The sequence below is a fragment of the Rhodopseudomonas julia genome, from assembly GCF_030813515.1.
GTDB lineage: Bacteria > Pseudomonadota > Alphaproteobacteria > Rhizobiales > Afifellaceae > Afifella > Afifella julia.
The window spans coordinates 617,165-630,507 of the sequence record NZ_JAUSUK010000001.1; the positions used below are offsets into that span (position 1 = coordinate 617,165).

Annotated in this window: 14 protein-coding genes and 2 riboswitches; of the genes, 3 read left to right on the forward strand and 11 right to left on the reverse strand. The window is 63.8% G+C overall.

From position 1 onward, the window contains the following. Positions 1-114: 114 nt before the first annotated feature. The 3 genes from J2R99_RS02890 to J2R99_RS02900 all read right to left on the reverse strand — a co-directional run bounded on the left by J2R99_RS02890 (position 115) and on the right by J2R99_RS02900 (position 2,422). On the reverse strand, positions 115-753 hold the full coding sequence (locus J2R99_RS02890; RefSeq protein WP_370872255.1) for a cell wall hydrolase: 639 nt from the start codon (positions 751-753) through the stop codon (positions 115-117). A 235-nt stretch (positions 754-988) separates the two neighbouring features. After that, the gene (locus J2R99_RS02895) at positions 989-1,306 is read right to left on the reverse strand and encodes a hypothetical protein (protein ID WP_307152986.1); all 318 of its coding nucleotides are present in this window, start codon (positions 1,304-1,306) and stop codon (positions 989-991) included. 135 nt (positions 1,307-1,441) lie between these two features. Then, positions 1,442-2,422, reverse strand: a complete 981-nt coding sequence (locus tag J2R99_RS02900; RefSeq protein ID WP_307152987.1) for a 1-phosphofructokinase family hexose kinase — start codon at positions 2,420-2,422, stop codon at positions 1,442-1,444. A 248-nt stretch (positions 2,423-2,670) separates the two neighbouring features. Here J2R99_RS02900 and J2R99_RS02905 point away from each other — a divergent pair, with 248 nt between their 5' ends. Next, positions 2,671-3,444, forward strand: coding sequence for a sulfite exporter TauE/SafE family protein (locus J2R99_RS02905; RefSeq protein ID WP_307152988.1), 774 nt, complete (start codon positions 2,671-2,673; stop codon positions 3,442-3,444). Positions 3,445-3,452: 8 nt separating this feature from the next. Here J2R99_RS02905 and gcvPB read toward each other — a convergent pair whose 3' ends face one another. From gcvPB to J2R99_RS02935, 6 genes are all read right to left on the reverse strand, one after another. Then, positions 3,453-5,027: an aminomethyl-transferring glycine dehydrogenase subunit GcvPB gene (gene gcvPB, locus J2R99_RS02910; protein ID WP_307152989.1), complete on the reverse strand. Its 1,575-nt coding sequence runs from the start codon at positions 5,025-5,027 to the stop codon at positions 3,453-3,455. A gap of 64 nt (positions 5,028-5,091) precedes the next feature. Beyond that, positions 5,092-6,432 (reverse strand): aminomethyl-transferring glycine dehydrogenase subunit GcvPA, encoded by a 1,341-nt coding sequence (gene gcvPA, locus J2R99_RS02915; RefSeq protein WP_307152990.1) that lies wholly within the window; start codon positions 6,430-6,432, stop codon positions 5,092-5,094. 90 nt (positions 6,433-6,522) lie between these two features. Next, complete coding sequence (locus tag J2R99_RS02920) at positions 6,523-6,984, reverse strand: OsmC family protein (RefSeq protein ID WP_307152991.1); 462 nt, start codon at positions 6,982-6,984, stop codon at positions 6,523-6,525. Further along, entirely contained in the window at positions 6,981-7,352 is a 372-nt protein-coding gene (gene gcvH / locus J2R99_RS02925) for a glycine cleavage system protein GcvH (RefSeq protein ID WP_307152992.1), read from the reverse strand. The genes J2R99_RS02920 and gcvH overlap by 4 nt, the downstream gene beginning before the upstream one ends. After that, a complete protein-coding gene (gene gcvT, locus J2R99_RS02930; protein ID WP_307152993.1) occupies positions 7,349-8,515 on the reverse strand; it encodes a glycine cleavage system aminomethyltransferase GcvT in 1,167 nt (388 codons plus the stop codon). The genes gcvH and gcvT overlap by 4 nt, the downstream gene beginning before the upstream one ends. A gap of 54 nt (positions 8,516-8,569) precedes the next feature. Continuing rightward, positions 8,570-8,689, reverse strand: a riboswitch (glycine riboswitch). Positions 8,690-8,692: 3 nt separating this feature from the next. Continuing rightward, a riboswitch (glycine riboswitch) is annotated at positions 8,693-8,796 on the reverse strand. 130 nt (positions 8,797-8,926) lie between these two features. Then, entirely contained in the window at positions 8,927-9,517 is a 591-nt protein-coding gene (locus tag J2R99_RS02935; protein ID WP_307152994.1) for a hypothetical protein, read from the reverse strand. Between the two features lie 153 nt (positions 9,518-9,670). On the opposite strand from J2R99_RS02935, the gene J2R99_RS02940 reads away from it, so the two are divergent. Next, entirely contained in the window at positions 9,671-10,810 is a 1,140-nt protein-coding gene (locus tag J2R99_RS02940) for a site-specific DNA-methyltransferase (protein WP_307152995.1), read from the forward strand. A 6-nt stretch (positions 10,811-10,816) separates the two neighbouring features. Here J2R99_RS02940 and J2R99_RS02945 read toward each other — a convergent pair whose 3' ends face one another. Together J2R99_RS02945 and mutY are read right to left on the reverse strand one after the other, a co-directional pair. Continuing rightward, complete coding sequence (locus J2R99_RS02945; protein WP_307152996.1) at positions 10,817-11,458, reverse strand: HAD family hydrolase; 642 nt, start codon at positions 11,456-11,458, stop codon at positions 10,817-10,819. A 106-nt stretch (positions 11,459-11,564) separates the two neighbouring features. Next, a complete protein-coding gene (mutY, locus tag J2R99_RS02950) occupies positions 11,565-12,668 on the reverse strand; it encodes an A/G-specific adenine glycosylase (RefSeq protein WP_307152997.1) in 1,104 nt (367 codons plus the stop codon). A gap of 135 nt (positions 12,669-12,803) precedes the next feature. On the opposite strand from mutY, the gene J2R99_RS02955 reads away from it, so the two are divergent. Then, positions 12,804-13,271 (forward strand): DUF721 domain-containing protein, encoded by a 468-nt coding sequence (locus J2R99_RS02955; protein ID WP_307152998.1) that lies wholly within the window; start codon positions 12,804-12,806, stop codon positions 13,269-13,271. Positions 13,272-13,343: the final 72 nt, after the last annotated feature.

The window sequence follows — 13,343 nt, forward strand, 5'->3', positions numbered from 1 at the left end:
GCACGGCGAGGCACTCCGGACTGCCGGAAACCTGCTTTCCTATGCCAGCCCCGCGTCGATTGAGGAAAAGGCCACCCGGCGATTTACCGCCGGTGTCTTTTTGATCGGCAGGCCTCAGTTGAAGGCGATCAGATCCTCGATGGAAGCCGGGGCGCGCGGTGCGGGAGCATCGGGCGCGATCGTCGGCCCGCCGGCGGGCGCAAACAGCGTCGCCTGACTCGGCACCGGCATGCGCGGCGCCACGACGGGCCGAGCGGAGGCGACCATGATCGGACGCTCAGGCCGCACGTCGGGAAGCGCCGGGGCCTCCTCACGCACCGGACGAACAGGCTTGTTGAACTTCGCCGCCAGAATGACTTCCGCCTGCGGACGGTTAGGCCGGCCCGGCAGAGCCTTGCGCTTCTCGTAGAAGGAGTTGCCCCCCGCCAGCACGACATAATGCATGTTGGTGTAGGGGAAATTGTAGCCGGCAGTGTGGAAGAAGCGGGCTTTGCCAACGCCTGGGTGACGCGCGCCGCGCAAGACCTTCTTCGCCATCTTGGCGGCGAGCGGCTTGCCACTGTCGGTCATCGGCTTGGACAGGACGCCCGGGGCAAACTGCTTCTTCTGGCCGACGACGGCGCAGACCGAATTCGGAAAATCTTTCGATTTCACCCGGTTCATCACGACCGTGCCGACGGCCAGCATGCCGTCAGGACTGGAGCGGTTGGATTCGAAATACATGACGCGCTGCATGCATTCGAAATCGCTCATACGTCGCGGCGAGTGACCGCAGCCAGCCAGCGCCAGCGCGGCACAGAGAGCGAAAAACGAGGAAATCTGGCGAAGACGACGAGATACAAACATTCGCGACCCGGTGGGCGGCGACGAGCCGCCTCAAGGGTCGCATTGTCCAGAAAGCGGTAAATAAAGCCTTAGGATCTCGATATTTGTCCGCAAATTCGCCGCTTGAAAACAACAATGCCGCGGGCGCTCCCGCGGCATGATCTCACTGCAGCGAGGTGGCGAGATGCACATCGCTCGGATGCGTGAGGCGAACGGTCCGATCGGCCTTGAGGCGCGTTGCGCCGGCCTCGCAACCGGGCGTGATATTCGGCCAGGTATCGTGGGCGCATGCCGTATCCAGGGCCCTGGCGACGCGCGTCTTCGGCGACAGCTCGGAAACGGAGGCGGTCGACGTCTGATCGACGGCGGCTTCGCCCATGGTCGCCTCGCCCATCGTAGAATAAGCGATCGTCATGAAAGCGGCGAGCCCGATGCAGGCTGCCGAAACAAACGCTTTCGAAACGAGCCTATCCTGCGACATGTACCTCTCTCCTCAAATGAACTTGAACCTCGGGGAGCGGCGATCTGTCTGATCGACAGAGCAGCGCCGCATTCCTCAGCACAAGTCCGGAAAGAGGCAATTGGTTCCTTTTTGTGTTCGCTTTCAGGCCGTTAATCAGGCGACTGAGCGTCGGCGCCCGGCTTTCTGGGCGTCGGCGGGCCAAATGCGCTGCGTGGAGATCTCCTCGTAAAGGCCCTCCACATCCTCAGGATAACAAAGCGCCGTGCCGGGCGTCAGTGCCGTTGCCGCACCGGATGCGGTCGCCAGACGCAAGGCGTCGTCCGGTGTCTTGCCCTGAGAAATGGCAAGCACCATCGCCGCAAGGAAGCTGTCGCCGGCGCCGGATGCGGAGCGCGTCTTCACCTCCGGAGGCCGGCAGAAATGCGTCTCTTCGGGCGTCACCAGAAGAGCGCCATGGCGCCCGAGCGTCACGGCGAGCATCCCGACCCCGTCGTGCTGGACATAGTCACGGGCTGCAACGGCAGCCGCCTTCGGCCCATGCAGATCCTGACCGACGATGCTGCCGAGCTCGCCGATGCTCGGCTTGGCAAGAAGCACGTTGTTGCCGGCGAGCGTACGGCTCAGATGCAGGCCTGACGTGTCGAGCACGAATTTCGCGCCCTTCTTCATCACCATCTCGGCGATGCGCGGGTAGAAATCCTCAGACACGCCCGGAGCGAGGCTGCCGCTTGCAACGAAGTAGTCGCATTCCGTCTCCTCGACGCGCTTGAAGCAGGCGTTCTGCTCCTCCTCAGACAGGGTCGGGCCCTCGGGCACGAAGCGGTATTCCTGTCCGGTCGCAGTCTCAAAAACGACATGGGCCATGCGCGTCGCCCCGGCGATGGAGACCACCGAGCGCTTGACGCCCTCGCGTTCCAAAAGCTCATCGAGAAGCGCACCGGTCGCTCCGCCGAGACAGACGATCGCTTCGACGTCGCCGCCCAAACGATGCACGACGCGCGCCACGTTGACACCGCCACCGCCCGGATCGATGCGTCCGCGGTGCGTGCGGATTTTGTGCACCGGCCGAACCAGTTCGGCTTCGCTCGTGTCATCGATGGTCGGATTGACGGTCAGCGTAACGATTGAAGGCATGAATTCCCCAACATGAGAGCGCGCGATTCGGCGAGCCGCCTTATCACGCAACCTTGAAGCAGCTGTGTCGCCGCCATGCAAATTCGGCGCCACCGAGGAGACGCCTCGAGCCGGTGCCGTCGATTGGGCCCGATAAGGCTCAGCTGGCCTTGCGGCACACGGTGCCGCATATTCGCCCGCCAGCCCGACTTGCCATCGTCAGCCATTGGGACGAAGAGCAGGCTGACAGGATATCGATCACCCGCCGAATGCAAACCTTTCTCTCCGCCTTTCTTCCCGACAGCCTCGGCATTCTTCCCGCTCTCCTGCTCATCGCAGTGAGCGTCGTCACCTCGGCTTTGACAGCGGCCCTCGGCCTCGGCGGCGGCATAGCCATGCTTGCTGCCCTCGGGCTTGCTCTGCCGGTGCCCGCACTTATCCCTGTTCACGGCGTTGTCCAGCTCGGCTCGAACGCCGGTCGGGCATTGTTGCAAAGACGGCACGCCGAGTGGCGGCTGATCTGGCCGTTTCTAGTGGGCAGCGTCATCGGCGCGGCTCTCGGCGCGCGTTTCGTCGTCGCCCTGCCGGAAGCCCTTTTGAAGACGGGGCTTGGGCTTTTCATCCTGGTGATGATCTGGACGAAGCTGCCGGCGATGAAGCTCGGGGCGCAGCGGCTGCTGTTCGGCTTCGTCGGGCTCTTCTCGACGTTCCTCACCATGTTCTTCGGCGCGACGGGCCCCTTCGTCGCCGCCTTCGTCGGTCCGGCTCTTTCAAACCGCATGCAGGTGATCGGCACGCATGCCGTGATAATGACCGCCCAGCACCTCTTCAAGGTGGTGGCGTTCGTCGCCGTCGGCTTCGCCTTTGCCGAATGGCTGCCGTTCCTCGTCGCCATGGTGGTCGCGGGCTTCATCGGCACGGCGCTCGGCACGCGCATCCTCAAGGGGCTCAAGGAGGAGAAGTTCCGCCTGGGCTTTCGCCTGGTCGTTTCGCTTCTGGCGCTCGATCTTCTGCGCCGCGGCGTCGTGCTCCTCCTCGCCTGAAGGCGGCCTTATTCGGCCGCCTCGGCCTCTGCCTCGCTCGCAGGCGGCGTCCAGCGCAGCACCGGCTTGCGGGCCGCACCGGTCTCGTCGAGCCGGCGGCGCGGTGCGAAGCGCGGCGCCTCGACGAAACGGGCCGTATCGCCCGCCTTCGCGGACATCACGAGATCGCGCAGCGTCGCCGTGAAGACATCGAGCGAGGCGCGGCTTTCCGATTCCGTCGGTTCGATCAGCATGGCCCCTTTGACGACCAGCGGGAAATACATGGTCATCGGATGGAAGCCCTCGTCGATCATCGCCTTGGCGAAATCGAGCGTGGTGACCTCCGTCTCCTCCAGGAAGCTCTCGTCGAAGAGGACTTCGTGCATGGAGGGATGATCCGGGAAAGGCAGCGACATCAGGTCCTGCAGGCGGGCACGCACGTAATTGGCGTTCAACACCGCGTCCTCGGCCACCTGACGCATGCCGTCGGCGCCGTGCGACAGCATCCAGGCGAACGCCCGCACGAACATACCCATCTGGCCGTGGAAGGCGGTCATGCGCCCGAACGGCTTCTCCTCACAATCTTCCGCCGTCTCGATGAGACGATAGCCTTCCTCGGTCTTCGCAATCAGCGGCAGCGGCGCGAAGGGCGCGAGCGCCTCCGACAAAACCGTCGGTCCGGCCCCGGGGCCACCACCGCCATGCGGGGTGGAGAAGGTCTTGTGGAGATTGATATGCATGGCGTCGACGCCGAGATCGCCCGGTCGCACCTTGCCCAAAATCGCATTCAAATTGGCGCCGTCGCAGTAGAAATAACCACCCGCCTCATGGATCGCCTCGGCGATCGCCACGATCTCAGGCTCGAAAAGCCCGCAGGTGTTGGGATTGGTCAGCATCAGGGCGGCGACATCGCCTTCATGCTTGGCGCAAATCTCGCGCACCATCTCGGCGGCCACGGTGCCGTCCGCGCCGGCCGGCACTGTGACGACCTTGAAGCCGAGAAGCGCGGCCGTCGCCGGGTTTGTGCCGTGTGCGGAGGCCGGCACCAGGACAGTGCGACGATCCTCGCCGCGGGCGGCAAGAGCCGCTTTCACCGACATCATGCCGCAAAGCTCGCCATGGGCGCCCGCTTTCGGGCTCATGGCGACGGAGGCCATACCGGTCAATGTGCAGAGATAGCGGCCGCATTCGTGGATGAGTTCGAGCGCTCCCTGCACGGTGTCGACCGGCTGCAGCGGATGAAGGTCGGCAAAGCCCGGCAGCCGCGCCATCTGTTCGTTGAGGCGCGGATTGTGCTTCATCGTGCACGAGCCGAGGGGGTAGATCCCCATGTCGATGGCGTAATTCTTCTGCGACAGGCGCACGTAATGGCGCATCGCTTCCGGCTCCGAGAGGGCCGGCAAATCGAGCGCCGCCTGCCGCTCCTGGCCACCGAGACGCGGCGTGAAGGCCGCGGGCTCTTCGATATCGACGCCTGAGACGCCGTCGCGGCCGAGCTCGAACAAGAGCGGCTCGGAAATATCGAGCGCCTTGTTGCCGGAAAAGGTCGGCCGCTTCGGCTTCAGAGTGGCGAGGCTCGGGGCAAGATGTTCGTCATTCACCATGAAGGTGTCTCCAAAATCGCGCGCGGCGATGAAAAACAACGGCGGAGCGGGCAGCGCATGGGGTTCAAAGCGCCGCCTCGATGGCCGAGGCGTAGGCAGCGATATCGTCGTCCGTGGCCGTCTCGGTCGCGGCCACAACGATAAGATCGTCGAGGCCACAATCGGGCTCGAGCCGCGACACGGGCAGACCCGCAACGATCCCGGCCTCGGCGAGCTTCTCGACGAGAGCGGCCGCATCGCCCGGCACCCGGATGGTAAACTCGTTGAAGAAGCTCTCGTTGACGACCTCGACGCCCGAAATGGCACCGAGCGCATCGGCGAGACGGCAGGCGCGCTCATGGTTGCGAAGAGCGAGCTTCCTCAAGCCATCGCCGCCAAGCAGCGTCATATGCGCGGTGAAAGCGAGCGCACAGAGGCCGGAATTGGTGCAGATATTGGAGGTCGCCTTGTCGCGGCGGATATGCTGCTCACGGGTGTTGAGCGTCAGCACATAACCGCGCTTGCCTTCCCGATCGCGGGTCTCGCCGCAGAGACGGCCAGGCATCTGGCGGATGTATTTCTGCTTCGTCGCGAAGAGACCGACATAAGGCCCGCCGAAGGAGAGCGCATTGCCGATCGACTGGCCCTCGCCGACGACAATGTCGGCGCCCTGCGCGCCCGGCGGCTCGATCAGACCGAGGGAGACGACCTCGGTAAAGACTGCGACGAGAAGCACGCCCGTTTCCCGGCAGCGCGCTGCGATCGGCTTCAGGTCGATGAGCTGGCCGTAGAAAGACGGCGACTGAACCACGACGCAGGCAACGTCTTCGCTGATCTCGGCGAGGAGATCCTCATTCCCCTTCGGATCGGGGGGAAGCGAGATGCATTCGTCGTCTTCCATATTCGCGAGTGTCTCGACGACCTCGCGATATTGCGGATGCAGACCACCCGACAGCACTGCCTTCGACCGCTTCGTCACGCGGCAGGCCATCAGCACGGCCTCGGCCGTCGCCGTGGAGCCGTCATACATGGAGGCGTTGGCGACTTCGGTGCCGGTCAATTCGGCGACCTGGGTCTGGAATTCGAAAAGGGTCTGCAGCGTGCCCTGGCTGATCTCCGGCTGATACGGCGTGTAGGAGGTCAGATATTCCGAGCGCTGGATGATGTGATCGACGCTCGCCGGCACGTGATGGTGATAGGCGCCGGCGCCCAAGAAGAAGGGCCCGTCGCCCGCCGCGCGATTTTTTGCGGCAAGCCGGCGCATCAGCCGGGCAACTTCCAACTCGCTCTTGTGTCGCGGCAGATCGACCGCCTCTTTCAAAAGCTTGTCGGCCGGAACGTCACGAAACAATTCGTCGATGGTTTCGACGCCGATCACACGCAGCATATCGGCGCGGTCCTGATCGGTATGGGGGAGATAGCGCATATGGAACCCGAAACTTAGCGGCGGGGAGAGCCAGAGAGCCCGCCCCTGAAGGGGCGAGGCGAGGCGTGGAAGCGCGGCGTCAAGGACGCGTCACTCGCGGAAATCGACAACGATTTCCGACTTCAAAGAATTGCCGATGAAGCAGAGCTCGTGTGCCTGCTCGTGCACTTTTTCGAGCATCGCGTGATCCGGCTGGTCGCCGTCGAAGGTCACCTTCGGACGCAGGATGATCTTCGTCAGTCCCTTCTTGCGCGGCTCGAAGACGCCGAGAATGCCCTCGGCCTTGTCCTCATAGGCGATCGGCGTGAAACCGTGCTTGCGGATCAGATCGATGAAGAAGAGCATGTGGCAGCTCGACAGCGATGCGACGAGCCCCTCTTCCGGATCCACGGCATCTTCCTTGATCACGGCCGCCGGCAATACGGCAGGGCCCGGCGAGGCCGGAACGACGAGGCCCGCATCGAGATGCCATTCATGAACGCGGCTATGCTTGTTGGCGCGCACCGCCTCGGCGTCGCCCTTCCATTCGATCGTTGCGTAGTAGCTGCTCATAATTCCTCGCAGAAAGCCTTGTAGGCGGCCTCGTCCATGAGACCGTCGAGTTCGCTTTTGTCGGAGAGCTTGACGCGGAAGAACCAGCCGTCACCCTCCGGCGCCTCATTGACTGTCTGCGGCGCGTCCTCCAATGCGGCATTGGAGTCCGTCACCTCGCCGGAGACCGGCGCATAGACCTCGCTTGCAGCTTTCACCGATTCCACGACCGCGACCTCGTCACCCTTGGCGATCACCTTGCCCTTCTCGGGAAGCTCCACGAAAACGACGTCTCCCAATTGCTCGGCGGCAAAGGGGGTGATGCCGATGGTGGCCGTGTCGCCATCCAGGCGCACCCATTCGTGCTCCTTGCTGTAACGGGTCGTCATTGTTTGGCTCCTGATTTCGGGCGGTGGTAGCAGTGCGGGACAAAGGGAAGAGGCAGGACCGTGGCCGGCTCGGCGCCGCGCCGGCCGGCGAGATGCAATTCGGTGCCGGGATCGGCATAGGCACGGTCGACATAACCCATCGCGACAGGGCCCCCGACGGTCGGACCGAAGCCGCCCGAGGTCACTTCGCCGACGACGGAATCGCTTGCTCCCAGGATCTGGGCGCCTTCGCGCACCGGGGCGCGACCGGAAGGCTTCAGGCCTACGAGACGACGCTGGGGACCATCGGAAAGTTCGGCCAGGATGCGGCCGGCGCCCGGAAAATCGCCACGCTCGCGGCGTGCCTTGGCGATGGCAAAGCGCAGCCCCGCCTCGACCGGAGACGTGGTTTCGTCGATATCATGACCGTAGAGCGGCAAACCGGCTTCAAGGCGGAGCGAATCGCGCGCGCCGAGACCGATGGGCTTCACCGCCTCGTGCGCGAGGAGCGCTCTCGCCAGCGCCTCGGCCTCGTCGGCAGCGACGGAAATCTCAAAACCGTCCTCGCCGGTATAGCCGGAGCGCGAGAGATGCACTTTAGCGGAACGGCCATCGCCGAGCAGGATTTCGGCACGCGCGGCCTGCATGAAAGTGAGGTCCGCCACCTCGGGGCAGAGGCCGCTCAAGACCTCCGCGGCAGCAGGCCCTTGGAGAGCCAGGAGCGCGCGATCTTCGACCGCCTCGAGCGTCACCCCGTCCGGCAGATGCTCGCGCACATAATCGTCGTCGATCTCCTTGCGCGAGGCATTGAAGACCATGAAGAGACGGCCCTCATCCGCCTCGCCCGCAAGGCGGGCGACCATGAGATCGTCGACGATGCCGCCGTTGTCGAGGAGAAGAAAGGTGTAGCGCTGCCTGCCGGGTTTCAGTCCCTGGAAATCGCCCGGCGCCAGGCGCTCGAGCGCCTTGGCGACGGTCTCGTGATCCGGAGCCGAAAGAATCCGCTGACCCATATGAGAGACATCGAAGAGCCCGGCACGATCGCGCGTCCAATGGTGCTCGCCGATGATGCCATCATATTGAACCGGCATGGCATAGCCGGCGAAAGGCACCATACGCCCGCCCAGCTCCTGATGGAGCTCGAACAAAGGGGTGCGCTTCAAATCACTGATATCAGTCGCCACACGACCTCCCGCAACAGACTTCGAACGCAGTCGGACCTTCGACCCTTCCGCGCCCCCTCTGTCGCAGGACCTGAGAGATTCCCGGTCTGAGGCCATGGGACCTCTCCCGGTTACTCCGTCGGTGAGCCGCCGACTCTCCCTACAATTAGAGAGCCGGTGCTGCTTTCCAGAGTGTCGCTCGCCGGCACGGTCCCGTGGCCTGAGAGTTTCCGGGGCGGTTGCTCCTTCGGCGTTTCAAACCAGGCCTGAAGCCTGAGATGAAACTCTCCCGTGCGGCGTATCGTCAGGGCAGGCCGCGACAGGGCCTGCCCGCTTATCATCGGCATCGCTGCGACAGAGTCAACGCACAACGCGCGTCGAACAGATTTGTCGGCACCCTTTTGCCGTCACGCGCAACAATATGCGCGCGGCTCAGCGCTTGGAGTCCTCGTCGAAGCCGACATAGATGATGTAGTCACGGTCGTTGCCCGGCGACGGTACGGTCACCTCGTAAACCTGTGAAAACACGCTCGAAAGCTCCGGTCCAATCGTGACGGAGACCTTCTTCAGCTCTGAGGTGAGCACCGCTTCGTCGTGCTTCACGACCACGATGCGAATCGGCAGGTCTACCGTCGCCTGGCCGCCCTGCGGGCCCGCGAGGACGCGCCCGGACACACCGATCCTGAGCGTAAGATTGCCGGACGCATCGTAAAGACATTCGCGCGCGGTCTCTCCGAGACTGCCCTGCCAGACCAGGTTTTCGTCGCTTTCTTCGGCGCCGCGCTTGTAGCGGCGCAGGGTCTGTGTGTCGGCCTTGATGCGCAGATCCGGGCAATAGCTCGGTCCGAGATAACGGCGGAGGTCGATCTCGTTGGAGCCTTTCTGGGCGGTGCCGGGCTCGACAGGCACCGTTTCCTCGGCACCTCCGCCGAAGCCCAGCCCGCCGAGACAGCCGGCGAGCAGGAACGACATGGAGAGGGCGGCAAGGAGCGAGACGGCAGGGATGGGAAAGGAGGGACGCACGGCAAACCTATGAATTGGCTCAGGAGCGGCCGGCTCTATAGCAGTCCCGGCGGCAGAAATTAAGGCTTCAGGAAACGTTAACCCTGTTTGTCAACCCGACATTCACCCTGTTCTGCGAGCGTAGTTAACGACCGGAAGGGGAGAGTTTTGTCGATGCGTACTGCTTCCAAGCGGCCGGGTGCCGGCTTCGCAAGCGTTCTGCCGAGCCTGCCGCGGGACGTGATCTTGAAGGGCGATTGCATTCCGATGATGGAAAAATTGCCCGCCAAAAGCGTCGATCTGATCTTCGCCGATCCGCCTTACAACTTGCAGCTCCAGGGCGACCTGCATCGCCCGGACCAATCGCGGGTCGATGCGGTCGACGACGCCTGGGACCAATTTTCCGATTTCGCCGCCTATGACGCATTCACGCGTGCCTGGCTTTTGTCGGCACGCCGCGTTCTGAAGCCCGATGGCGGGCTATGGGTGATCGGCTCCTATCACAACATCTTCCGCCTCGGCACGATCCTGCAGGATCTAGGCTTCTGGATCCTGAACGACATCGTCTGGCGCAAGACCAACCCGATGCCGAATTTCCGCGGCCGGCGCTTCGCCAATGCGCATGAGACGCTGATCTGGGCAGCCCCCTCGCCGAAAGCAAAGCGCTACACCTTCAATTACGACGCGCTCAAAACCTTCAACGACGACCTGCAGATGCGTTCCGACTGGACCTTGCCGATCTGCACGGGCGAAGAGCGGCTGAAGGACGAGACCGGGCGCAAGGTGCACCCGACGCAGAAGCCAGAATCGCTTCTCTACCGCGTTCTCCTGTCGACGACGAAGCCGGGCGAGACGGTTCTCGATCCCTTCTTCGGGACGGGTACGACGGGTGCAGTCGCCAAAAAGCTCGGTCGCCATTTCATCGGCATCGAGCGCGAACAATCCTATATCGACGCCGCAGAAGCGCGCATTGAGGCGGTGCGTCCCGCCGATGCTCCGTCTCTCAGCGTCGTTCAGGGCAAACGCGCCCAGCCGCGCATTCCCTTCGGCACTCTGCTTGAAGCCGGTCTCGTGAAGCCGGGCGAGCGCCTTTACGATCCGAAGGGCCGGTTGAGCGCGCTCGTGCGGGCCGATGCCTCGCTCATCTATGAAAAAGACGGCCGACGCCATGAAGGCTCGATCCACCGCGTCGGCGCCGCGGTTCAGGGCCTCGAAGCCTGCAATGGCTGGGTCTTCTGGCACATGCGCACCAAAGAGGGGCTGAAGCCCATCGATTGCCTGCGCGATACGGTTCGCGGCGCTCTGGCTGCCTGAGGGATCTCAGGCCCTCGCAAGCCGCGGCTTCGCGCGATCAAGCTTCACGCCCTCTGAAGCGAGATCGGCGCGAAGCTTGTCGGCACCGGTGAAATGCAGTGCTCGCCAGCCCGCCTGGCGCGCGCCTTCAACGTTCGGCTCGCTGTCGTCGATGAAGAGAGTTGCGGCCGGATCGAGACCGAACGTCGCCGCATGGTGGCGGTAGATCGCGAGGTCCGGCTTCACGAGGCGGAGCTCGCCCGACACCGTCACGCCGCGAGTCTCGTCGAGAAACGGGAACCGCCGCCGAGCTTCCACGAAGGTGTCCGAGGCGAAGTTCGTCAAGAGCGTGACGTCGTGGCCGGCCGCCAAGGTATCCCGGAACACGGCAACGCTGTCCTCATAGGCATAAGGCACCATCATCGACCAGCGCTGGCGAAACGCCCTGATCAGCTCCGCCTTGTCGGGATGGCGAGCGATCGCTTCGGCTTCCGCGTCGGCCCAGGAGCGGCCGCGGTCCTGTTCCAGATTCCAGGCGTTGGAGCACACCTCCTCCAGGAAGGCGCGGCGCTCGGCCTCGGCGGGAATGAGCTCTTGATAGGCAAGGTGCGGATCGTAATGCAGAAGCACCTTGCCGATGTCGAAGACGATGTGACGGATTGGTTGCATGGCATCCCCCATAGCCGGCGAACGATCGCAAATCCATGACGCGGAGTTCGATGCGGCGAATGTGCGAGACACGGCCGGCAGGTGCGTCAGCAGGATCGCCCGCCCCTCACCCTTTCGCCCGCGCCTTCGTCGCTCCCGGGACCGCCGCCTCGGCGATTTTCGCCATGACGGTCGGCAGGCCGGCCTCCTTCAGATTTTCAAGGTCGTGCCACCAGAAGCCTTCGGGCGCCGGCGTGTCCGGCAGCAAAGAAGCCTGCCAGATCGTCACCTTCAAATCGATATGCGTGAAGATGTGTGAGACCTGCGGCGTGATCTTGCGCCAGGGTGCGGAAAGCGGAGGGGCCGGCATCCGCGTGACCGGAGATTCCTGCCACGGTCCCGTCGGCACTTCGCTCATGCCGCCCAGGAGCCCCTTCGGAGGACGCCGCGACAGCAGGATCTTGCCGTCATCGCGCAAAGCCACGAAGGCACCGGCGAACTTCTTCGCCTTCGCCCGCTTCGGCGCCTTGACCGGATAGGCCTCCTCGCGCTGTTCGCTGTGGGCACGACACATCATATTGAGCGGGCAGAGCGCACAGGCGGGACGTTTCGGCGAGCAGATCGTGGCGCCGAGATCCATCATGGCTTCCGCGAACTCGCCCGGGCGGTCCTGCGGCACGAGCGGGCGCAGCGTCTCTCGGATCTCCGACTTTGCCTGCGGCAAAGGCCGGTCGATGGCGAAAAGCCGGGACACGACGCGCTCGACATTGCCGTCGACGACCGGCACCGGCTCGTCGAAAGCAATCGCGGCGATAGAGGCGGAGGTATAGGGGCCGATGCCCGGCAATTTGGCGAGTTCGTCCGCCTTGCGCGGCATCATGCCTCCGTAATCCTCGGCGACACGGCGGGCGCAGGCGACGAGATTGCGGGCCCGCGAATAATAGCCAAGCCCGGCCCAGGCCGCCATCACCTGCTCCTCAGGGGCAGCGGCGAACGCCATCATGTCCGGCCAGCGGGCCGTGAAGGCTGCGAAATAGTCGCCGACGGCCTTCACCGTCGTTTGCTGGAGCATGACTTCGGAGAGCCAGACGCGATAAGGATCGGGTCTGACGCCGGCGCGTCGCCATTTCGGCGCGATGCGCCAGGGCAGTGTGCGCGCATGGCGTTCGTACCAGGCAAGCAAAGCCTGGGCGAGCACGTCCTCGAAGGACGCGTCTTCCCCGTTTTCCAAGGAAAGCCCCTCTTCCGAGGGGAAGCTGGCCGGTCTAGACTGAATCATTCAGGCCATGGAGCTTGAGAAAATGGCTATTGCAAGTGTGCCGGTGAGATTTTCTGTCGCGACAGGTCATGGGCAAGGAAACAAGCGTTGACGGGACCCTTTCAGACCAAAGCAAAACCGATCGCCGAACTCATTGGCGGCACGCTCGATCCTTTGATGCGCAAGCGCGGGCTCGCCAAGGCGGATATTCTGCGCTGGTGGCCCGAGATCGTCGGCAGCCGCTATGCCGGGCTGACGGCGCCGGAACGGATCCGCTGGCCGCGCAACGACGGCGAACGGGCCGCAACCTTGATCGTTCATGCCGATCCGAGCGTGGCGCTGCCATTATCTTATGAGCTCGAGGGCGTGCGCGACCGGCTCAACGCCTTTCTCGGTTTTCGCGCCGTCGGCCTCGTCAAACTGGTGCAACGCCCCTTTGCGATCGAACCGGCGATCGAACACCGGCCGGCGAGCACGCAGTGCAACGAGCAGCTTGAGAGGAAACTCGCGACCGTCGACGGACCGCTTCGCGATTCTTTGCGCGCACTCGGACGTGCCATCCTGGCACGCTCATAACTCGCTCTTTCTCGCGAGCTCGTGAGCCGGTGAGACAGAGGCGGCTCTTTGCGGCCACATTCATCCGCCCTA

What these genes read in the sequence shown, in the direction of transcription:
- J2R99_RS02890 (WP_370872255.1), bottom strand. Translation starts at nt 753, where the DNA reads ATGAGCGATTTCGAATGCATGCAGCGCGTCATGTATTTCGAATCCAAC.
- J2R99_RS02895 (WP_307152986.1), bottom strand. Translation starts at nt 1,306, where the DNA reads ATGTCGCAGGATAGGCTCGTTTCGAAAGCGTTTGTTTCGGCAGCCTGC.
- J2R99_RS02900 (WP_307152987.1), bottom strand. Translation starts at nt 2,422, where the DNA reads ATGCCTTCAATCGTTACGCTGACCGTCAATCCGACCATCGATGACACG.
- J2R99_RS02905 (WP_307152988.1), top strand. Translation starts at nt 2,671, where the DNA reads ATGCAAACCTTTCTCTCCGCCTTTCTTCCCGACAGCCTCGGCATTCTT.
- gcvPB (WP_307152989.1), bottom strand. Translation starts at nt 5,027, where the DNA reads ATGGTGAATGACGAACATCTTGCCCCGAGCCTCGCCACTCTGAAGCCG.
- gcvPA (WP_307152990.1), bottom strand. Translation starts at nt 6,432, where the DNA reads ATGCGCTATCTCCCCCATACCGATCAGGACCGCGCCGATATGCTGCGT.
- J2R99_RS02920 (WP_307152991.1), bottom strand. Translation starts at nt 6,984, where the DNA reads ATGAGCAGCTACTACGCAACGATCGAATGGAAGGGCGACGCCGAGGCG.
- gcvH (WP_307152992.1), bottom strand. Translation starts at nt 7,352, where the DNA reads ATGACGACCCGTTACAGCAAGGAGCACGAATGGGTGCGCCTGGATGGC.
- J2R99_RS02940 (WP_307152995.1), top strand. Translation starts at nt 9,671, where the DNA reads ATGCGTACTGCTTCCAAGCGGCCGGGTGCCGGCTTCGCAAGCGTTCTG.
- J2R99_RS02945 (WP_307152996.1), bottom strand. Translation starts at nt 11,458, where the DNA reads ATGCAACCAATCCGTCACATCGTCTTCGACATCGGCAAGGTGCTTCTG.